Raw genomic sequence first — 20,629 nt, forward strand, 5'->3', positions numbered from 1 at the left:
CCGGCCACCTCTCGTCATGCACATATCTAAGCAGATTGTGATTTCTTTTGGAAGGATGCCTGTGACCCGTAAGTCATTGAGTATTCGAAGTGTAACTCTATGATGAATTGCGCTGAAGGCGTCTCAAAATACGACGGAACAGGCCCAATAGCCGTCGGCTGTCATGGGCATTGAGGTTCAGTCGTCTAAGAATCAAGCGCAGGTCATGCCGGTTCGCCTCCTGCATGGTCTTCGGCGAGTACTTTGCAAAGACCATGACCTCTTCGATGAGTCCGGCAAGAAGATCAAGATTGTTCGAAGTGGGTGCTGGGCCTGCGACGGCCCGTAAGCGTTCTCTGGAGTTATCGAGGCTATTTTCGAAGGGTCGTGATTCCTCTGGCGACCGTCCTGAGCGCACGGACAGCTCATACAGACATACTGCGGCCGCTTGACCTAGATTCATGGAAGGCTGGTGCCGATCGGTTGGGATCTCCACCAGTACATGACAATAGGACAAATCCTGACGTGTCAGTCCGTGCTTCTCGGGACCAAAAACCATGGCGACGCGTCCGCCGCGATCCAACTCTTGAGTCACCAGCGGCGCAAGTTCATCCAGACGAACAACGGATTGTTCGGGTTTGCGATGGGTTACGGTTCCCGTTCCGACCACAAGCGAACAATCGCGAACAGCGTCTGCGAGCGCCGGAGTTTCTCGGGCGTTTTCGAGCAGATCGGGCGCGCCGACAGCGGAACGAGCTTCGCGCCAATGCGGCTCGTACGGATCAACCACGGTCAGAAGTTTGAAGCCGAAGTTTGCCATCGCACGCGCCACCGCGCCAACATTCAGTGGATTGCGCGGGGACACTAGGACCACGTCGACACACTCGCGTTGGAGTTCGGAAAGCAAACAACGATTGTAGAGTGAAGTTGCCACTTGAAGCATCTGCCGACTGCATTGCTACACTGCATTCAATGTCTGAGGATCCACAACACCTGCAGCAGGAGATCTACGAACTCTGCGCCACTGCGCAAGCATGCTACGCACGCGGTTGGGTTCCGGCCACAAGCGGCAACTTCAGCGTGCGTTCGGGAGACCGCATCTTCATTACTCCGACGGGTCTCGATAAAGGCAAGCTAACGCCTGCTGAACTTCTCGAAATCGATCTTGAAGGTAACGCGATCTCGGGACAAGGTCGTCCCTCCGCGGAGACGAGCTTGCATACCGTTATTTACGGCATCGAAGGATTTCGCGCCCGCGCCATTCTGCACGTCCACTCCGTCTGGAACGCGCTCCTTTCCGGGAAATTCCTCTCTACCGGCCATGTTTCTCTTCAGGGTTACGAACTTCTCAAAGGCCTTTCCGGCGTTTCTACTCACGAACATACTGAGCGCGTGCCGATCATTGAAAACACGCAGGTATACAAGTCGCTTGTCGAACATCTCACCGAAGTTCTTCGCGATAATCCAGAGGCGCATGGGGTTTTATTGAGCCGACACGGGCTTTATACTTGGGGTGAATCGGTAGCTGAAGCACGACGTCACCTGGAGGCGCTCGAATTCCTCTTCGAGGTAGAAGGACGTCGGATCTTCAGTCAGTTAACTTGAGAGCGGTTCGGCTCTCTTGTGGGGCAATCATCTTTGCTGGTTGAATCCTAGGAGCGCGCCATGGCAGTTCTGCGTTTTCCCAACGAGAATCTGACAATCGAAGCCGAACCAGAAATACGCACGGAGCTGCATGCTCTAGGCATTGACTACGAGCGCTGGAGTCTCGATCGCGTTGGTGCGGATGCATCCGCGGAGCAGGTCCTATCGGCTTATGAACACGAGATTGAAGAGATGAAGCGCCGTGGCGGCTACGTCACCGCCGACGTGATCGATGTAAATTCCGCCACACCCAATCTCGAAACAATGCTTGCAAAGTTCGACAAGGAACACACGCACGACGAAGACGAGGTGCGCTTCATCCTTGCCGGGCGCGGAATATTCTTTCTGGACCTGAATGGCAGAATTGCGTCGGTGGAAGTGGGACCCGGCGATATGCTGCGCGTGCCGAGAGGAACGAAGCACTGGTTCACGCTTTGCGAGGATCGCCGCATCCGCGCTATCCGCTGGTTCCAGGACACGGCTGGGTGGACGCCGCACTACACCGGCTCCGGCATCGATCAGGGCTACCAGCCGCTGTGTTTCGGACCTGCCTATCTGGGGCCGCGCGCAGCCACTGGCATCCGCCTATGAAAACAAAGCCGCCGAAGCTGTTTTTGCTGGACGTGGAGGGCACGATTGCGCCGATCTCGCTCGTCTACGATCAGCTCTTTCCGTACGCTCGCGCACACTTTCAAGCATTTCTGCAACTGCACGGCGGGGAGCCCGGTGTCGTGAGCGACCTTACGATGCTTGCCGAAGAGAACGTCGGCGAAACCGATGAGTCGGTGCCAAGGTTCACGACCCCGGAATACTGGGATGACGCCATTCCGTATCTGAATTGGCTCATGGATCGCGATCGCAAATCGACAGCTCTCAAAAGTCTCCAGGGACGCATCTGGCAGCGCGGCTTTGAGACCGACGAGTTGACAGGAACCCTGTTTCCTGACGTTCCAAAAGCGCTCGAACGCTGGTCCGCCACGTCGCAGGTCGCTATCTATTCATCTGGGTCTGTTGCGGCCCAGCTCCTAATGTTTCGTCATTCCAACTACGGCGACCTTTCCCCTTTGATCTCTGGCTATTTCGACACTCGGACTGGGCCTAAGACATCCCCAGCGAGTTATGAATTCATTGCCGCTACGATGAGTTTGGAGCCTGGCGAAATCATGTTCTTTTCCGATGTGGTGCGCGAACTCGATCCTGCACGTGAAGCAGGCTGTCACACGCGGCTGGTGATGCGCGAGGGAAACATTCCCGTAGAGGATGCTCACGGTCACCGCCGCATTAAAAGCTTCAACGTTCTCTAGTACCCTTCTTTGCACAGCCTCTCGAATCAAACCTAAACGTTCAGGAATCAAACGGCCATGCTCGACTGGACCAACCCCGCCGCCGCTGCATTGAACGAGATCCGCTCGGCTCCCATCGTGCGCTTCTCGGTGCTGGCGCTTAGTTCCATCTTCTTTCTCGTGGATCCCTTTGCAGCGATTCCTTCGTTTCTCGCCATCACGCAAAGCGTTGATCCAGTTCGCCGCAAGCGGATGGCACGCAAAGCGGCAATTACTTGCTTCATTGTGCTCACCAGCTTTGCTCTGGCGGGCCAACTCATCTTCCGCATGTTCGGCATTACTTTGCCAGCATTTGAGATTGCCGGAGGCCTGATCCTGCTGTTGATTGGCCTGGATATGCTCGAGGCCAAGCGCTCGCCGACTCAGGAAGCCCACGGAGATACCGAAGAAGGCGCGGCCAAGGAAGACGCTGGCATCGTACCCCTCGGAATTCCCATGCTGGCCGGTCCGGGAGCTATCTCGTCTGTCATGGTCTTGGTCGGGCAGGCTCCAAGCATGTGGCGATGGGAGATGGGTGCAGTATTAGGATCCATCGGTATCACCTGCTTTGTCAGCTACTTAGTGTTGGCAGGTGCAGGCAGAGTGAAGACCGTATTGGGTGAGACCGGCATTCGCATCCTTGTACGCATCATGGGTCTGTTGCTGGTAGCGCTCGCGATGCAGTTCTTCGTGAACGGGCTGACGGATTTGGGAGTCATTTCTAAGCCATAGGACTGTTGGAAGCCTCGATTTCCGTCCATTGGCCAGTGAAAAATCATCAACGGCAGAAGCTTTCGTCATTCTTAAGAGCAGTTTTTTCGAAAGCGTGGATAAGTTTGAGCCTGATTCCACGCACCTGCGAGGCTGTTTCCCACAGAAGCGGGCGCCTTTCCACAGCGACGCCGGGTTGCATGACTCGTGGCTCGTTGTTATTCTCAGGAAGTCGCGAAACGGTGCATGAATCAATCGTTTTCGCGATTTGCATAGAAGAGTGGCCTGTGCTACTCTTAAAAAGTTGCAGATGTAGCAGTGGAGCCTCCCGGTGGCCTTATGGCCTGCCCCGAGTGGGGAAGTGGGAAGCCGGTTCGTAGGGCGGATAGGAAGCGTGAGCTCATCCAGCCCCTGTAGGGAATCCCGCAGAGAACAAACCCATTGCATGACCCGAGAGGAAATCCTTTCGTGCGCCTTTGTGGCGCTAGGCATTTAGATGCTGGTCGCTCTTTGATATTTTGCGCAGTGCGACCTTCTGCGGCTGATTAACCTCGCCGCTATGTCGATCGAATAGGCGGGTAAAACTGCCTGCCGATGATGAAAGAGTTGTAAGCTTGATTCCCACAGAATCATTGCTTGACACGACATCGGAACTTCGATAGGTTTAGAAGGTTCGCGCAAAAATGCCGATGACCGCTTAGATGCGAGATTTTGGCAAGGCGCAATAAGTTCGAGGACAACCTAGGCGTAACAGCCCGGGCCTCGATCCAAAAGGGGCACCGCTCAGGCGGACCGCTCTCAAGGATCTTTGACAATAAGATTGAACGTGCCAGTCGTGAGAAACGATCAGGTTTGGCTTGATCTTCTCACAAGGTAAGTAATATGCCCTGCGCAGTGATTGCGCGGGCGTAGTCGAAACTATTCCGACCTCCGTCGGGTAGTTAGACAAACAGTTTCAAACGAGAGTTTGATCCTGGCTCAGAATCAACGCTGGCGGCGTGCCTAACACATGCAAGTCGAACGAGAAAGGGTAGCAATACCTGAGTACAGTGGCGCACGGGTGAGTAACACGTGACTAACCTACCCTGGAGTGGGGGATAACTGAGGGAAACCTTAGCTAATACCGCATAATACCTACGGGTCAAAGGAGCAATTCGCTTTGGGAGGGGGTCGCGGCCGATTAGTTAGTTGGCGGGGTAATGGCCCACCAAGACAGTGATCGGTATCCGGCCTGAGAGGGCGCACGGACACACTGGAACTGAAACACGGTCCAGACTCCTACGGGAGGCAGCAGTGGGGAATTTTGCGCAATGGGGGAAACCCTGACGCAGCAACGCCGCGTGGAGGATGAAGTCCTTCGGGACGTAAACTCCTTTCGATCGGGACGATAATGACGGTACCGGAAGAAGAAGCCCCGGCTAACTTCGTGCCAGCAGCCGCGGTAATACGAGGGGGGCGAGCGTTGTTCGGAATTATTGGGCGTAAAGGGTGCGTAGGCGGTTTTGTAAGTCTTATGTGAAATCTATGGGCTCAACTCATAGACTGCATGAGAAACTGCAGGGCTTGAGTATGGGAGAGGTGAGTGGAATTCCTGGTGTAGCGGTGAAATGCGTAGATATCAGGAGGAACACCTGTGGCGAAAGCGGCTCACTGGACCATAACTGACGCTGATGCACGAAAGCTAGGGGAGCAAACAGGATTAGATACCCTGGTAGTCCTAGCCCTAAACGATGACTGCTTGGTGTGACGGGTACCCAATCCCGCCGTGCCGTAGCTAACGCGTTAAGCAGTCCGCCTGGGGAGTACGGTCGCAAGGCTGAAACTCAAAGGAATTGACGGGGGCCCGCACAAGCGGTGGAGCATGTGGTTTAATTCGACGCAACGCGAAGAACCTTACCTGGGCTCGAAATGTTATGGACCGGAGTGGAAACATTCCTTTCCCGCAAGGGACCGTAATATAGGTGCTGCATGGCTGTCGTCAGCTCGTGTCGTGAGATGTTGGGTTAAGTCCCGCAACGAGCGCAACCCTTATCTTCAGTTGCTACCATTTAGTTGAGCACTCTGACGAAACCGCCTCGGATAACGGGGAGGAAGGTGGGGATGACGTCAAGTCCTCATGGCCTTTATGTCCAGGGCTACACACGTGCTACAATGGTCGGTACAAACCGTCGCAAACCCGTGAGGGGGAGCTAATCGGAAAAAGCCGACCTCAGTTCGGATCGTAGTCTGCAACTCGACTACGTGAAGCTGGAATCGCTAGTAATCGCGGATCAGAATGCCGCGGTGAATACGTTCCCGGGCCTTGTACACACCGCCCGTCACATCACGAAAGTGGGTTGCACTAGAAGTCGGTAAGCCAACCGCAAGGAGGCAGCCGCCCAAGGTGTAATTCATGATTGGGGTGAAGTCGTAACAAGGTAGCCGTAGGAGAACCTGCGGCTGGATCACCTCCTTTCTAAAAGAGAACACGTGGCGCATTTATTCCTTCCGCGATAGCGGAGTCGCTTCGGCGATCGGATAGGTGTCCATGCAAATCCTGAATCAACCGTTTACGGGGGATGCAGGAAATTCGATACGAGCCTTCTTTTCCTGGCCGCAAGTTCTTACGATCGTCATGAGTAGCGTAGCTACTCAGCATGTTCAATCTTTGTCCTCGAAACCCATTAGCATTGAATGAGATTTGGGCGAGCCGCCGGCAAACTTATCGGCGGGGGAGCGCGCAACGCGGGCCTGTAGCTCAGTTGGTTAGAGCGCACCCCTGATAAGGGTGAGGTCGGTAGTTCGACTCTACCCAGGCCCACCATCTTAGCCACGCAACCCTTAAGGGGCTGTAGCTCAGCTGGGAGAGCACCTGCTTTGCAAGCAGGGGGTCACCGGTTCGATCCCGGTCAGCTCCACCAACCCTCATTCACTGCGTCCAGTTCGGTGCCTTCTTCATTAAGGGCTTCGACCTGGAAGCAGGCTTCAATCTTCGGATTGCAGCAGGTTTCAACAGCCTCAGGGCTGGTCCTCCTCGGCGAAAGAGGGGGATCTGATGTTTGACAACGAAATTGATTGGGTAACGCAAATCGGAAAGCCGCATGTCCGCCGTTAGGCGCGCAGCGTGGCAAAGTTTCCGAGGAGCGTATACATACAAGGCCGAGCACAAGCAATGGATTGCTGCAAGTCAGCAGTCCAGGCAAAGTGTTCAAAGTAAGAAGAGTGTCTTTAGGAGTTGTAGCTCGAATACGCGTGAGCGTGGTTGAGTTACTCTCAAGGCGAATAACTGGGAGTAACAAACAGACAGGACCGAAGTGATTCGGCTCCCTGCGCTGGAGTTAATTCTATGGTCAAGCTACTAAGGGCGCACGGTGGATGCCTTGGCAGAGACAGGCGAAGAAGGACGTGGCAAGCTGCGATAAGCTTCGGTAAGCCGCACACAGGCGTTATAACCGGAGATTTCCGAATGGGGAAACCCTCCCGAGCAAACCTCGGGAACTACCCACTGAATACATAGGTGGGATAGAGCGAACTCAGGGAAGTGAACCATCTCAGTACCTGAAGGAAAAGAAAGAAACCTCGATTCCGATAGTAGTGGCGAGCGAACTCGGAATAGCCCAAACCCGTAGCATTTCGGTGTTTCGGGGGTTGTAGGGTCCGCAACAGTAGAGTTACCAATCTGGCTGCTAGCTGAATCCTCTGGAAAGTGGATCCATAGAGCGTGACAGGCGCGTAAGCGAAAGTAGTCCAGACTCGAAGCGGATACCTGAGTAAGGCGGGGCACGTGAAACCCTGCTTGAATCCACGGGGACCATCCCGTAAGGCTAAATACTAGTCTCTGACCGATAGTGAACCAGTACCGTGAGGGAAAGGCGAAAAGAACCCCGTCGAGGGGAGTGCAAAGTACCTGAAACCGTGTGCCTACAAGCAGTGGGAGGACTATGCCCGCAAGGGAATGTCTGACCGCGTGCCTATTGCATAATGAGCCGGCTAGTTATTCTTGTCAGCAAGGTTAAGCGTAAGCGAGCCGAAGCGAAAGCGAGTCTGAACAGGGCGTTCAGTTGGCAGGAATAGACGCGAAGCGGGATGATCTACCCATGGCCAGGTTGAAGGTGGGGTAACACCCACTGGAGGACCGAACCGGTGTTTGTTGAAAAAAGCTCGGATGAGCTGTGGGTAGGGGTGAAAGGCTAATCAAATTCCGTGATAGCTCGTTCTCTCCGAAATAGCTTTAGGGCTAGCCTCGGATGAATTGCGTTGGTGGTAGAGAGATGGATGGACTAGGGGGCTTTCCGGCTTACTGAATCCAACCAAACTGCGAATGCCAGCGACAACATATCCGGGAGTCAGACGGTGGGGGCTAAGCCTCATCGTCGAGAGGGAAACAGCCCAGACCGCCTGCTAAGGTCCCAAAGTTACAGTTAAGTGGGAAAGGAAGTCGGAACGCTCAGACAGCCAGGAGGTTGGCTTAGAAGCAGCCATCCTTTAAAGAAAGCGTAATAGCTCACTGGTCAAGCGGTCCGGTGCCGACAATACAACGGGGCTAAAACTGTACACCGAAGCAGCGGATGCACACCTTTTAGGTGTGCGTGGTAGGAGAGCATTCTCAACAGCAGTGAAGCCAGACTGAAAAGACTGGTGGAGCGTTGCGAAGAGACCCTGCCGGCATAAGTAGCGATAACGGAGGTGAGAACCCTCCGCGCCGAAAGTCTAAGGTTTCCTGAGGAAGGTTAATCCGCTCAGGGTTAGGCGGTCCCTAAGGTGAGGCCGAAAGGCGTAGCTGATGGACTGACGGTTAATATTCCGTCCCTCCCAATGTTCGTTAACACGATGGGGTGACGCAGAAGGATAAGAATGCCGCACTATGGCTATTGCGGTTGATGCACGTAAGCTGGATCCGATAGGCAAATCCGTTGGGTCATTAACAGTGAGGTGCAGCACAGTCCCGTATGGGGCTTACGATTCTGATTCCACGCTGCCGAGAAAAACCTCTAAGGAGAACAAAGGGAACCGTACCCCAAACCGACACAGGTAGACGAGGAGAATATCCAAAGGCGCTCGAGTGAAAGCTCGTTAAGGAACTCGGCAAATTGGCTCCGTAACTTCGGGAGAAGGAGCGCCCACGCAAGTGGGCCGCAGTGAAGCGCGTACGGCGACTGTTTAACAAAAACACAGGTCTCTGCTAAGTCGAAAACGACGTATAGGGGCTGACGCCTGCCCGGTGCCGGAAGGTTAAAAGGAGAGGTTAGCGCAAGCGAAGCTTTGAATTGAAGCCCCGGTGAACGGCGGCCGTAACTATAACGGTCCTAAGGTAGCGAAATTCCTTGTCGGGTAAGTTCCGACCTGCACGAATGGCGTAACGATCGTACGACTGTCTTAACGAGTTGCTCGGCGAACTTGTAGTACCGGTGAAGATGCCGGTTACCCGCAGCTAGACGGAAAGACCCCGTGCACCTTTACTACACCTTAACTATGAGTTATGGTTCTTGCTGCGCAGGATAGGTGGGAGGCTTTGAGACCAGGTTCTCGGACTTGGTGGAGCCAATGGTGAGATACCACCCTGCGAGTGCTGTGATTCTAACCTCCTCCCGTGATCCGGGAGAGGGACATAGTTAGGCGGGTAGTTTGACTGGGGCGGTCGCCTCCTAAATTGTAACGGAGGCGCGCGAAGCTACTCTCAGACTGTTTGGAAATCAGTCGTCGAGTGTAAAGGCATAAGAGTGGTTAACTGTGAGACCTACAAGTCGAGCAGGTGCGAAAGCAGGCCTTAGTGATCCGGTGGTTCTGTATGGAAGGGCCATCGCTCAACGGATAAAAGGTACGCCGGGGATAACAGGCTGATCAAAGCCAAGAGTTCATATCGACGCTTTGGTTTGGCACCTCGATGTCGGCTCATCGCATCCTGGAGCTGTAGAAGGTTCCAAGGGTTAGGCTGTTCGCCTATTAAAGCGGTACGTGAGCTGGGTTCAGAACGTCGCGAGACAGTTCGGTCCCTATCTGCTGTGGGCGTAGGAGATTTGAGGAGGGCTGTCCTTAGTACGAGAGGACCGGGATGGACGAACCTCTTGTGTTCCAGTTGTCCTGCCAAGGGCACGGCTGGGTAGCGAAGTTCGGTTGTGATAACCGCTGAATGCATATAAGCGGGAAGCACGCTCCAAGATGAGATCTCCCTGAAGGGCCCAGAAAGACCATCTGGTTGATAGGCTGGAGGTAGAAGCGCAGCAATGCGTGTAGCTTACCAGTACTAATCGCCCGTTCGGCTTGTCCATAGAATTAACTCCGCGCAGTATAGTTATTCGCGGACGTTCTTCTTACAAGCCTTGTACGACCAATCAATTTCGTGTCAATCAGATAAACTCTGAGCAAATTTTTGTGGCGCCAGATTGCAGTCCGCGTTCCTGCTTGGCCTGGGAGAAAGAATCCAGGAGAAGTAGACGCCGCGGCAGGCTGCGGGCAAACCAACCCGCCAAGCGCCATACCAAGATCAAAGGCGTGAGATCCCTCGCATTCGCTCGGGATTTCGGCTGAAGGCTCCCGGCGCTCTGCGCCTCACGCCTTCAAAGCGCCTCAATTTGCCGGTGACCATACTGCGAGGGATCACCCGTTCCCATCCCGAACACGGAAGTTAAGCCTCGCTGGGCCGATGGTACTGCACGGGTGACTGTGTGGGAGATTAGGTGATCGCCGGCAATAAATATCAAAGAAAAAGCCATGCCTCCGGGCATGGCTTTTTTGCGTGGTGCGCATCCCCATCCCTGCTGACGCATTCGTATTTGGTAGAGTTCTAGCCATGATCCAAACTAATGGGGCAATCAGATTCGCGTGCGCCGCCTCTCTGTTCGCGGCTCTTGCAATCGTGGCCAAGTCGCAAGCTCCATTCGTGAAGACAACTTACGGAGTGTCGCCGGCCAAAATGACTTTTTGGGCGAGCATGCATGAGCCGTTGAGCGACGCTGACATCGCAAAAGTGAACTTGGAACTCTTTGCCAAAGGCGACAAGGATGCAGCCTGGGAACTGGGTTTGGCCTATATGCAGGGCCTTGGTGTTCCCGAGGACTTGGTAAAAGCTGAAGCGATGTTCGAGATCGGCGCCGTCTGTGCAGACAGAGAGGCGATGGTGGCCATGTTCCATGCTCACGGATACTTTCCGACGAATTTAGATGCCGTTGAGCAATGGTATACCGCTGCTGGAAGACCGCTTGATCTGTTCGAACTCGGCGAAGCGTACAAGGCTGCTGCCGAAGCTGATAAGGCGATGTCGACAACTTACTATGCCAAGGCAGTCAAGAATTACATTCATCTGCTGAATCTGAGGCAGGGTGAGGAACGAAGGGCACAACTAGAACTGGGCAATTTCGTGATCGATGGCATCTATACCGCAGGTGACGATCCGAAAAGTCGCAGCCAGAATCTCAGGTGGGCCCGCCTAATCGCTCAAGAACTCTTGGGTCAAAAGGAATATCAAATTGCGGTTGAATACAAAATAGGCCAAGATGATCTTCCTCCCGATGAAAGGATGTGGCTGCGATATTGCAAACGAGCTGCCGCCTACAATATCGACTTGGCTCAACATTTTTACGTTGAGGCGCTGAACGACGCGCGGGCACGTGACTTCAGCGGATACGATGCGTATGCATGGATCCGGCTCAGCGGCGAAAGGCACCTGCTTCAAGCAATCACGAGCGGAATGAGTCAGGAGCAAATGGCAGCTGCGAATAGCGCCTACGAAGCGCTCATCAATACCAGTATCTTCTTCGGCGCCTACTACACTCCCGATGATCCGCTACGAAATCCTTCATCAGCCGAAATGGCTTCAATGGATCAGGCAGATCCAGACGTCCAACTGCGTGAAGCGTTCAACCTGGAAAAAATGGCCGCCAACGACGAACAAGTCTATCAACGCGTCCTCGCAATTTATCGTGACATCCGCGATCATCGAGACGCTTCTCCACGTTTTGCGCTAGGAAAATACGCTTTGAATGGAACAAACAATGTCCCGAAGAACCGCAGTGTGGCAGAGTATTGGCTGCGTGAAGCTTCTCGGAGCGGCTCGAAACCGGCGCAGCAACTTCTCGAGTCGATTGAGTAAGATTCGACCAAAAAGTGAAATCCGTTTGTGAAGGCGCTTTAGTTCTCCCGCATCATTGTCGCGACGTCCACCCGCGAAGTTCTTCGCGCGGGAATGATGGTTGCCGCCATGCCGGCCACAACTACCACTGCGATTGCACCCGCTAGCGTCAATGCGTCGGCAGACGAAACGCCGAATAGCAATGACTTCAGCCAGCGGCCGAGTGCGAGGCCGAGAAATGTTCCGATCCCGGCGCCGATGAGTGTGAGTCGCAGCCCGTCACGAACAACGAGCATAAAGATTTGTTCCACGCTGCAGCCGAGCGCCATACGGATCGCCATTTCTCCGGAGCGTTGCACCGCAGCGTATGCCATCACGCCGTACACTCCCACGGCCGCGATCAGCAGAGCGATGCCCGCGAATACCACAAGCAGCAAAGTGCGGAACCGCGGCTGCGCGAAGTTCTGCGCCACGTTCTCTTCCATCGTGCGGATGCGCACCACGGGCTGATTGGGGTTGATTTCATGAATCGTGTTTCGAAGTTCAGGGATTAGTGTGCGCGGATCCACTTCGGTTCGCATCACGAATGACATGTTGCGCACCGGCAGTACCTCGTTAGCTTGCCGATAGGGTACGTACATCTCGGTCGGCATGTCGGAAACCAGGGTCTGCTTGATGTTGCCAACCACTCCCACCACCATCATCCATGGAACTTCGTTATCCGGTGTAGCGCCGATCTGCATTTTTTTGCCAAGCGGCGATTGGTCCCCGAAATAGGTTGTCGCCATCGCCCGGTTGATCATCACGACCGGCGGCATCTTCTCGCGGTCTTCGTCTTCGATCCAGCGCCCTTGAAGCAGCGGAATGCGCAGCGCCTGGAAATACTCGGAGCTCACGGTTCGATAATTCGCCATGATGTACTCCGAGGCGTTGCGCGGCGGATGTCCCTGGATGTTGAAGTGGATCACCGATCCTTGTCCGCTCACCGGCAAGAAGGATGATGCGGCAACCGATCGCACGCCGGGAAGGGAGTGCAACTGTTTTAGCGCGTTTTCGTAAAAATCCATATTCCGATGAGCGTCAGCCGGGGCGGAGCCTGTGGGCGGCACCGGCAGATCCGCGACCAGGATGTGATCGTCAGAGAAACCGAGGCTCACTGCAGCGAGCCGATTAAGGCTGCGCACAAACAAACCAGCGCCCATCAGCAGCAGGAGAGCCAGTGAAATCTCCGACACCACCAGCGTATTGCGTAGAATCTTTGCCTGCTTGCCGACGGCACCGCGCTCAGTCTCATTCAGAATCGAGCGCAAGTCTGTGAGGCGAACGTGCCCGGCCGGAGCGACTCCGAAAAAAACGCCTGCGCAGATCGATAGAATCGCCGTAAACAGCAGTACGTGCACATCGATGCGGACATCCGTTCCCGGCGGCAACGACGTCCCCCCTAAGTGGATCAGTGACGGCATGAGCGCATAGGCTAACCCAACTCCGGCGATCGCCCCCATTAACGACAGGAGCAAACCTTCTATGACCAGTTGCTTGATAATCTGCCAGTCTGAGGCCCCAAGCGAAATGCGGATCGAGATCTCGCGCCGGCGAGCGGTCGCTCGAGTCAGCATCAGATTTGCGATGTTTCCGCAAGCGATCAGCAGCACAAAGATCACGGCGCCGAGTAGAGTCACGAGTGCCGGCTTTGCCTGACTCACTAACTGCTCATGCATCGGATTGACGACCGCATCGAGCGCGATGTTGTCTGCCGGGTATTTCTCCAGCAACCGTTTGGCGATCGTACTCATTTCTGCGCGCGACTGGCTGAGCGAAATTCCCTGCTTCAAGCGCGCTATGGCGATAATGCCCGGATGCCACGAGCGATCGTCGGGCAATTTACTGGACCATGGCCCCATGGCGAGCACAACGTCCGGCGTCTGCTGCAGTAATTCATATCCCTTTGGCAGGATGCCGATTACGGTATAGCTCTGATTGTCCAGGTTGATCGCGTGACCGATAACGTCCTGCGAGCCGCCATACTTGCGCTGCCAGAGTCCATATCCAAGCAGGGCAACCGCCGCGGAAGCAGGCTGATCGTCGGCTGCTTGAATCGAGCGACCGGCGATAACGTTGACACCGAGCAGATGCAGGAGATTCCCACTGATCATTTGGCTGGGAATCTGTTCGGGCTCGCCACTGCCAGTTAGTGCAGATGTGAAGACGCGCGCAGCTCCGAACTCCTCGAACGATGTGCTCTGCGCCTCCCAATCTCTAAGGTTCTGCCAGGACACCGAGAGTATGGGGAACTGGGTGGCACGTTCTGAGACGATCATTATCCGGTTAGGATCGGGAAAAGGCAGTGGGCGAAGGAGAACGCTGTAAAACACGCTAAAAATTGCCGTGTTGCATCCGATGCCCAACGCGAGCGTGATCACCGCTACTGTGGTGAAGATCTTGCTCTTGCGCAGTTGGCGCAATGAGAACTGCAGGTCTCTGACCAAGCTCAAAATGACCTCTATCTTGGCCCACGCAGAGATAATGCAGGCTTGCAGGCCTCGACGTTGCGTGCAAGTTTCTCATATTAGATCCCTAAGTCAGCAGCTTTTGTGATGAGTAGGGGATGCGGCGAAGTACAAGGAACCGTGGTGGGCATTTGCAGGGCTCCAACACTCATCGGTTGATAAAGAGTGAGTGCTGGAACCCGCCTTCAGCGCCCTCCTAGAGGTTAGCGCCCCGATTGCCGGAAATCAGTCTCAGGATCACAGTCAGAATGACCGCTCCAATGACCGCGATAACGATGCTGATGATCAAGCCATGCTGTCCAACTCCGCCGAATCCTAGATGGCTTGAGATAAACCCGCCGACCAGTGCACCCACCAGTCCAACGATCATGTCCATGAAAAAGCCGAACCCTGACCCCTTCATGAGCTTTCCGGTCAGCCATCCAGCGATCACGCCAATGATGATCCATGCAATCAATCCATGACCCATTGTTCGTTTCCTCCTTCGTCTTCTTTGAAAATTGAATTGTCAAACCGTTCCATATTTAGTTCCAAGGCAGAATCCTTTGGAACTCGGTTTCAGGCTGGAAGCATACATCCAGTGACCGAAGACGCACCAGAACTCTTATAGAGATATAGAGATTTCGGCCCGTATCTCCAGTGGGATGCGTATCTCGCCGCTCAGGCAAGCCTATATGAGAGATTCTTTCCAGAACCTTATTCTGGCTCGATCGATGTGATATCAGACCCAATGCTGCTTTCATCTCTCCTTGACAGACTAGGAGAGCTATCGTTATTCTCTCTCCTAGATCGTCAAGGAGAGTTGGGTTTGGCAGACAAACCGCAAGACAAACAGATGGAGCTATTGCAGGGGACACTAGATCTGCTCATCCTCAAAGCTGTCTCACTGGGCCCGCTGCATGGGTATGGCGTTCTTTTGCGCATTCAGCAGATATCTGGTGAAGAACTCGTGATTCAACAAGGATCGCTCTATCCGGCTCTGTACCGCCTTGAACATCAGGGCGTAATAGCAAGCGACTGGGGCGAAAGCGAGAATAATCGCCGCGCCAAGTACTACAAGCTCACGGCGGCTGGGCGCAGGCGGCTCGATGCCGAAACCGAGAAGTGGAATCGAATGGCCGGGATCATTGCCGGAATTCTTCGCAGTACGCCGGAGAACGTATGAAATTGTTCGAGTCTTTACGTCAAAAAGGGGCCGAGCTCTGGTCGTGGTTTCGCGCCATATCCCGGCGTCGCCAGCTCGAATCCGAGATGGAGTCCGAGCTCCTACTTCACCTCGAAGCGCTGACGGCGGACCTTGAGCGCGCCGGGCATTCGCCCGCTGAAGCAGTTCGCCGCGCCCGGATCGCGCTTGGTCCCGCACTCGTGCATAAAGAGGAAATGCGGGCTTCGTTAGGATTGCGCTGGTTTGACGAACTGCGAGCCGACGTTCGCTACGGTTTCCGTATCCTGGCGAAAAGCCCTAGCTTCACGCTGATTGCTGCTTCGTCACTTGCGTTCGCTATCGGCGCCAACACGACCATTTTTGCCATTGGCAAGCAGTTGCTCTACGACCGTCTCAGTGTGCCACATCCAGAACAACTGCGTATGTTGCGCTGGAACGGCGACGGCCACGAGGTTGTTGACGGGATGTGGGGAGATTTCGATTCCATCCCAGGCTCGGGCACTACGAGCTCGGTATTCACTTATCCGATCTATCAACAACTGCGAGACCATAATGAGAAACTGCAGGATCTGATCGCGTTCAAGGAAGAGGGGATGAATGCGACCGTTCGCGGCAACGCGCAGCGCGTGAACGCTGCCATGGTGTCAGGAAATTTCTATTCGGCGCTCGAGGTGCGTCCACAACTTGGCCGATCGTTGCAGCCTTCTGACGATGCGGTTCCCGGATCGGGCTTTGTCGCGGTCATCAGCGACGGATTATGGCTCAATCAATATGGCCGTTCCCCTTCCGTGATTGGACAGACCGTCACCCTCAACCAGTCGGTCGTGACGATCGTTGGTGTAAACCCCCAAGGCTTTACCGGGGCAAAAAATGTGCAGCAGGCTCCCGATCTCTTTGTGCCTATCAGTTTGCAGCCCGTCATCGACCCCAAGGGAAAGACTTCTCTGCTGACGGATCAGAATTTGTGGTGGGTCAACATTGTCGGCCGCACTAAACCCGGCGTCAAAGATTCCGAGGCGCAGGCCGCGCTCGATGTGCAGCTGCAGGCTGCTGTTCGTGCCACGATACCCGTCCCAGCAGGTGGAACCATACCGCGACTGGCGCTGGTTGATGGCAGCCGCGGCTTGCACTATGCAGACGGCATGTTCAGAAAGCCGCTCTTTGTTTTGTCCGGCTTTACCGCGTTCGTCGTGCTGTTGGCTTGTGCCAACATCGCCAACTTGCTTCTTGCGCGAGGCGCGCAGAGGCAGAGAGAAATGAGCGTGCGTCTCGCCATGGGCGCCGGTCGCTCACGCATTCTGCGTCAACTGCTTACCGAAAGTCTGATGCTGGCTGCGCTCGGCGGCGCAGGTGGTTTGCTCGTTGGATACATTGGGCGCAGCACGCTGCCGAAGTTGATGACCAATGCCTGGGAGCGAGGCGACGGGACATCCTTCAACGCTCCGTTTGACTGGGGAGTCTTTGCCTTCACCGTCGCGGTCACCCTTATCACTGGTATTGTTTTCGGCCTGGCACCTGCGTGGCTCGCAGCACGTGTCGAAGTCAGCAGCAGTCTCAAGGAGACTTCGAAAAGCGCTTCGAGACGCCGCAAGGGGCTTACTGGAAAGTCGATCGTGGCGTTTCAGGTTGCTCTTTCCACGCTGCTGGTCGTGGGCGCGGGTCTATTCCTGCGAACGCTTCTGCAATTGAATTCCGTGGATGTCGGCTTCAAGGCTGATAATCTCGTCCTTTTCGAGATCAATCCACCGGCTCGCCGTTATCCAGGTCCCAAAGATGTGCAGTTGCACCAGCAGTTGGAACAGCGCTTTGCGGCTTTGCCCGGAGTGGAGCGGGTTGCACCCGGTTCCCTTGCTTACATTTCTCAGAGCATGGGCAACACAGACTTCCTTCCCGAAGGGGAGCCGGCAAATCCACAACAGAAACGCGCTGAATTTGAAAACAGCGTGGGCATTGATTTCTTTTCAACGCTTGGCATCCCGATAATCGCGGGACGCGGATTTGCGCCGCAGGATACTTCCACCTCGCCGAAGGTTGGGATTATCAACCGCTCTCTCGCTCGCAAGAGATTCCCGAACTCCAATCCGATCGGCAAGCGGTTCAAGGCCGACAAGAAGGACTCCGATTGGATCCAGATTGTTGGTATCTGCGCTGACACGCAATATTCAGATCTGCGCAGTGCCCCTCCACCGCAGTTCTTTCTTCCGTATGTGCAGCAGGATGACGCGGGCACGCTGGTATACCAGGTGCGGACGCGGATGCAGCCGGCAGCTCTTTTTCCTGCATTGCGCAGCGCAGTCCAGTCTGTTGATCGCGATTTGCCGATCATTGACTATCGCACGCAGCGCGAGCAAATCAATGCCACCATGCAGATCGAGAGGACCTTCGCTGCCCTTACTGCGGGATTCGGCGTGATGGCTCTCGCCCTGGCGTGCGTTGGGATCTACGGCATCATGGCTTACTCGGTTGCGCAACGAACGAATGAGATTGGCATTCGACTGGCTCTCGGTGCACAGCCCTTCCAGGTTCGCAGCATGATCCTGCGCGAGAGCTCGTGGCTCACCCTTGTTGGGATTGTCTTCGGTGTGTTGGCTGCGCTGGGACTGACTCGCTTGGTTAAGTCAATGCTTTATGGAGTGACGCCGAACGATCCGGTTACCCTGCTTGGCGGAATGGGCTTGCTGCTGGGCGTTGCCTTTCTCGCGGCGTGGATCCCGGCTCGTCGCGCCGCAAGCGTTCAACCGATGGAAGCATTGCGACATGAATAATCCTTAGGCCCCGACAACAGGTAGTCGAAAACCGCTGAAATTTTGAACTAAACCCCTACCGGCAGCAGGGGTAAGCCACCCTGCTCTCTGCCTTCGGCAACGATTGCGTCAAGGTGGGTCAATACTTCCGGGACCGACACGACATAGATTTCTCTACCCGCGTCGTAACCATCCTCGATCAATTGCTTCAGGTGCCGGCCGGCAATTTGGACGGCAAGTTGGTCGGTTATAACCTTGCCGGAGCGCTGCTTCTGTTCCAGCCATGCGGTACACGGCAGCGCTATCCACATTGGCTTTCCGTTTACATTGAATCGCACGTCGACGGCGTCGGCGTGACGCGTGGCAATCGCCACAATGTTGGCCTTCCACGAGCAGTGAAGGTCTTCTCCGCTCCAGCGGTCGGTTACATGGAAGTCTTCGTACATGCAACTAGCCTAACGTTCCTATCGTGTAGGCGGCAAGTGAAGCGGTCACGTCTGGTGGCGCTGTTCATTTCACACTGGTAAACTAGTAGGGTTGCAGTGGCTGTGCCCCCACCTGTACGGACCCGCCTGCAAGTTGATCGAAGCGAAGGACAAAACACCCCGTGGATACACAGACTCGTCATGCCCTGAAGGGCGACAAATTTGCCCAGGCTACCAAAACCAGCGTTAATTGGGTTTCCGGTCATCGCAGCAATGTTATGCAATGGGCTATTTCGGCTGCGGTGGTTCTGGTTGTGGGCGTCGCATTGATCGTCCTCTGGAACGTACGGGAGACGGCTGCGGAAGCTGCTCTCGGATCGGCATTGGACACCTATGCTGCGCCTTTGGCGATGCCCGGCCAACCGGCGCAGAGCGGAGTTTACGCTACTTCGGCAGATCGTTCGAAAGCGGCAAATCAGCAGTTTCAAGCGGTTACTGACAAATATGGCTGGCTTCCCGAGGGCGCCAAGGCGCGCTACTTTACAGGCGTTACTGACCAGGAACTGGGCCAGACCTCGGCTGCCGAAACTGAATTGAAGAAGGTTGCAGGTTCTTGGAACCGCAATCTTGCGAATCTTGCCAAAGTGGCTCTTGCTTCGATCTATCACCAGACAAATCGCGACCAGCAGGCTATCGACCTTTATAACGAGATCATTGCCAAGCCTTCGGATACGGTTACCGCCGGGACAGCTCAGTTGGATCTGGCCGATCTGTACGCTGCGACCGGTAAGCAGGATCAGGCGCGGGCATTGTGGGCCAAATTGAAGGATTCCGACAAGGACGGTGCCGCAGGTTCCATAGCCGCACAGAAGCTTACGGGCAAAGAGTAGAAGAGTTCGATTCAGAATGGCGGCATGGCCGGGGCTCTCCAGGAGCCTGAATATCTGAGCGTTTTGTCGTGCCACTGCGTCTGGTGTCTGTATGAGCGCAAGCCAGACCCTAATCCCAGGTTGGATGGAGATCGTCGAGAGCGCCGTGCAAGACGAAGCCCGCCAGCGCGCACAGGACGAGGCACTGGCCGCGCTGGTCGACCAATATGCCAACACGCTCTTTCGTGTCGCCTTCTCCGTCCTTCGCAACCAATCTGACGCTGAAGATGCGGTGCAGGAAGCCTTTCTGCGGGTGATGCGCCATCGCGAAACCCTGGGCGAAATTCGCGACCATCGTGTCTGGCTCATCCGCATTGTGTGGAACATTGTGCTGGACCGCAAGCGTCGCGCCAAGACGCGTCCGGAAACCGACGATATTGCCGAACTCGGGCGCGTCCTGCCTGCATCTGGACTGACTGCGGAACAGCGCGCGGCGGCTGCACAACATCACGCTCGCGTAGTTGCATGTGTCGAGAAGTTACCCGCTCGCGAACGCGAGGTGATGATGCTCTCCGCTTTCGAAGAACTGTCGAGCGTGGAAATCGCCGAGGTGCTGGACGTAACGGAGTCGAGCGTTCGTTCCCGTCTCTTTCGCGCCCGCAATCTATTGGCAGAACTGCTCCAACATCCGAGGAGTACCCGATGAGTTTCTCAACACAAAACGATGGCGATCGAAGTGCTCGCGTGGTGGACGCTGAGCAGACGTTACGCCTGATTGCTATGCTGCCAGCCCCAGAAGGCGTTGGCGACCGGGTCAAGGATCGTCTGCGTGTGGCTCCTCGCAAATCTGGAGTCATTTCGTGGCCAATTTCAACAACCGGTGCGCGCTGGACCCAATTCGCTCCGATGCGGGCTGCCGCTGCCGCTGCAATCGTACTGGTGGTCGCGGGGGGAGCATGGGAAGTCTATGCGCATATTCGGATTGCGCCGGAGCCCTCTGCTGAAGCCACACCTCAACTGGTAAACGGAAGCAGAGGCGGACTCTCTACTGCGGGCGCGGTGCGGAAACCGCAGACGATGGATGGGCTGGTCGTTGCCGTCCCTGCGAGCGGGGAGCGGAAATCCGACCCGGAGATTCTGACGACAAGATCCCTCGGCGCGAAGGCATCTGACACGAGAAATAAATCAGTTCGATTGACACCCAGGTAGATTGGCC

At 55.3% G+C, this 20,629-nt stretch carries 14 protein-coding genes, 2 tRNA genes and 3 rRNA genes; 15 read left to right on the forward strand and 4 right to left on the reverse strand.

Translation table 11 applies throughout. The features are described 5' to 3' along the window. Positions 1–97: 97 nt before the first annotated feature. Positions 98–913 (reverse strand): RNA methyltransferase, encoded by an 816-nt coding sequence (locus P8935_RS07640; protein WP_348264398.1) that lies wholly within the window; start codon positions 911–913, stop codon positions 98–100. Between the two features lie 38 nt (positions 914–951). On the opposite strand from P8935_RS07640, the gene mtnB reads away from it, so the two are divergent. From mtnB to P8935_RS07690, 10 genes are all read left to right on the forward strand, one after another. Continuing rightward, positions 952–1,584, forward strand: coding sequence for a methylthioribulose 1-phosphate dehydratase (gene mtnB / locus P8935_RS07645; RefSeq protein ID WP_348264399.1), 633 nt, complete (start codon positions 952–954; stop codon positions 1,582–1,584). Positions 1,585–1,644: 60 nt separating this feature from the next. Then, entirely contained in the window at positions 1,645–2,214 is a 570-nt protein-coding gene (locus P8935_RS07650; protein ID WP_348264400.1) for a cupin domain-containing protein, read from the forward strand. Beyond that, the gene (gene mtnC, locus P8935_RS07655; protein WP_348264401.1) at positions 2,211–2,927 is read left to right on the forward strand and encodes an acireductone synthase; all 717 of its coding nucleotides are present in this window, start codon (positions 2,211–2,213) and stop codon (positions 2,925–2,927) included. Before P8935_RS07650 ends, mtnC begins: the two co-directional genes overlap by 4 nt. Before the next feature lie 57 nt (positions 2,928–2,984). Continuing rightward, entirely contained in the window at positions 2,985–3,677 is a 693-nt protein-coding gene (locus P8935_RS07660) for a MarC family protein (RefSeq protein WP_348264402.1), read from the forward strand. Between the two features lie 934 nt (positions 3,678–4,611). Continuing rightward, positions 4,612–6,111: ribosomal RNA gene (locus tag P8935_RS07665) — 16S ribosomal RNA — on the forward strand. A gap of 271 nt (positions 6,112–6,382) precedes the next feature. After that, positions 6,383–6,459, forward strand: a tRNA-Ile gene (locus P8935_RS07670). Positions 6,460–6,480: 21 nt separating this feature from the next. Next, a tRNA-Ala gene (locus P8935_RS07675) sits at positions 6,481–6,556 on the forward strand. A gap of 427 nt (positions 6,557–6,983) precedes the next feature. Further along, positions 6,984–9,904 (forward strand): 23S ribosomal RNA (locus tag P8935_RS07680). Positions 9,905–10,209: 305 nt separating this feature from the next. Beyond that, a 5S ribosomal RNA gene (rrf, locus tag P8935_RS07685) occupies positions 10,210–10,325 on the forward strand. Together the 16S, 23S and 5S rRNA genes with 2 tRNA genes alongside form the textbook arrangement of a ribosomal RNA operon. A gap of 190 nt (positions 10,326–10,515) precedes the next feature. Then, positions 10,516–11,724 carry a hypothetical protein gene (locus P8935_RS07690; protein WP_348264403.1) on the forward strand — a complete coding sequence of 403 codons (1,209 nt, stop codon included), beginning with the start codon at positions 10,516–10,518 and terminating at the stop codon, positions 11,722–11,724. Positions 11,725–11,762: 38 nt separating this feature from the next. Here P8935_RS07690 and P8935_RS07695 read toward each other — a convergent pair whose 3' ends face one another. Together P8935_RS07695 and P8935_RS07700 are read right to left on the reverse strand one after the other, a co-directional pair. After that, complete coding sequence (locus tag P8935_RS07695) at positions 11,763–14,195, reverse strand: ABC transporter permease (RefSeq protein ID WP_348264404.1); 2,433 nt, start codon at positions 14,193–14,195, stop codon at positions 11,763–11,765. A 211-nt stretch (positions 14,196–14,406) separates the two neighbouring features. Continuing rightward, positions 14,407–14,679: a GlsB/YeaQ/YmgE family stress response membrane protein gene (locus P8935_RS07700; protein ID WP_348264405.1), complete on the reverse strand. Its 273-nt coding sequence runs from the start codon at positions 14,677–14,679 to the stop codon at positions 14,407–14,409. A gap of 366 nt (positions 14,680–15,045) precedes the next feature. Here P8935_RS07700 and P8935_RS07705 point away from each other — a divergent pair, with 366 nt between their 5' ends. After that, positions 15,046–15,375 carry a PadR family transcriptional regulator gene (locus P8935_RS07705; protein ID WP_348265317.1) on the forward strand — a complete coding sequence of 110 codons (330 nt, stop codon included), beginning with the start codon at positions 15,046–15,048 and terminating at the stop codon, positions 15,373–15,375. Beyond that, positions 15,372–18,140, forward strand: coding sequence for an ABC transporter permease (locus P8935_RS07710; RefSeq protein ID WP_348264406.1), 2,769 nt, complete (start codon positions 15,372–15,374; stop codon positions 18,138–18,140). The genes P8935_RS07705 and P8935_RS07710 overlap by 4 nt, the downstream gene beginning before the upstream one ends. A 47-nt stretch (positions 18,141–18,187) precedes the next feature. On the opposite strand, the gene P8935_RS07715 is transcribed toward P8935_RS07710, so the two are convergent. Then, a complete protein-coding gene (locus P8935_RS07715; RefSeq protein WP_348264407.1) occupies positions 18,188–18,565 on the reverse strand; it encodes a hypothetical protein in 378 nt (125 codons plus the stop codon). A 161-nt stretch (positions 18,566–18,726) separates the two neighbouring features. Here P8935_RS07715 and P8935_RS07720 point away from each other — a divergent pair, with 161 nt between their 5' ends. The 3 genes from P8935_RS07720 (at position 18,727) to P8935_RS07730 (ending at position 20,622) form a co-directional block, all read left to right on the forward strand. Next, positions 18,727–19,434, forward strand: coding sequence for a tetratricopeptide repeat protein (locus tag P8935_RS07720; RefSeq protein WP_348264408.1), 708 nt, complete (start codon positions 18,727–18,729; stop codon positions 19,432–19,434). A gap of 91 nt (positions 19,435–19,525) precedes the next feature. Next, positions 19,526–20,119 carry an RNA polymerase sigma factor gene (locus tag P8935_RS07725; RefSeq protein ID WP_348264409.1) on the forward strand — a complete coding sequence of 198 codons (594 nt, stop codon included), beginning with the start codon at positions 19,526–19,528 and terminating at the stop codon, positions 20,117–20,119. After that, the gene (locus P8935_RS07730; protein WP_348264410.1) at positions 20,116–20,622 is read left to right on the forward strand and encodes a hypothetical protein; all 507 of its coding nucleotides are present in this window, start codon (positions 20,116–20,118) and stop codon (positions 20,620–20,622) included. The genes P8935_RS07725 and P8935_RS07730 overlap by 4 nt, the downstream gene beginning before the upstream one ends. The last annotated feature ends 7 nt before the right edge of the window (positions 20,623–20,629 follow it).

The organism is Telmatobacter sp. DSM 110680 (assembly GCF_039994875.1).
GTDB lineage: Bacteria > Acidobacteriota > Terriglobia > Terriglobales > Acidobacteriaceae > Telmatobacter.

Coding starts and splice junctions, on each gene's coding strand:
- mtnB (WP_348264399.1), top strand. CDS start 952: ATGTCTGAGGATCCACAACACCTGCAGCAGGAGATCTACGAACTCTGC.
- P8935_RS07650 (WP_348264400.1), top strand. CDS start 1,645: ATGGCAGTTCTGCGTTTTCCCAACGAGAATCTGACAATCGAAGCCGAA.
- mtnC (WP_348264401.1), top strand. CDS start 2,211: ATGAAAACAAAGCCGCCGAAGCTGTTTTTGCTGGACGTGGAGGGCACG.
- P8935_RS07660 (WP_348264402.1), top strand. CDS start 2,985: ATGCTCGACTGGACCAACCCCGCCGCCGCTGCATTGAACGAGATCCGC.
- P8935_RS07700 (WP_348264405.1), bottom strand. CDS start 14,679: ATGGGTCATGGATTGATTGCATGGATCATCATTGGCGTGATCGCTGGA.
- P8935_RS07705 (WP_348265317.1), top strand. CDS start 15,046: ATGGAGCTATTGCAGGGGACACTAGATCTGCTCATCCTCAAAGCTGTC.
- P8935_RS07710 (WP_348264406.1), top strand. CDS start 15,372: ATGAAATTGTTCGAGTCTTTACGTCAAAAAGGGGCCGAGCTCTGGTCG.
- P8935_RS07715 (WP_348264407.1), bottom strand. CDS start 18,565: ATGTACGAAGACTTCCATGTAACCGACCGCTGGAGCGGAGAAGACCTT.
- P8935_RS07725 (WP_348264409.1), top strand. CDS start 19,526: ATGAGCGCAAGCCAGACCCTAATCCCAGGTTGGATGGAGATCGTCGAG.
- P8935_RS07730 (WP_348264410.1), top strand. CDS start 20,116: ATGAGTTTCTCAACACAAAACGATGGCGATCGAAGTGCTCGCGTGGTG.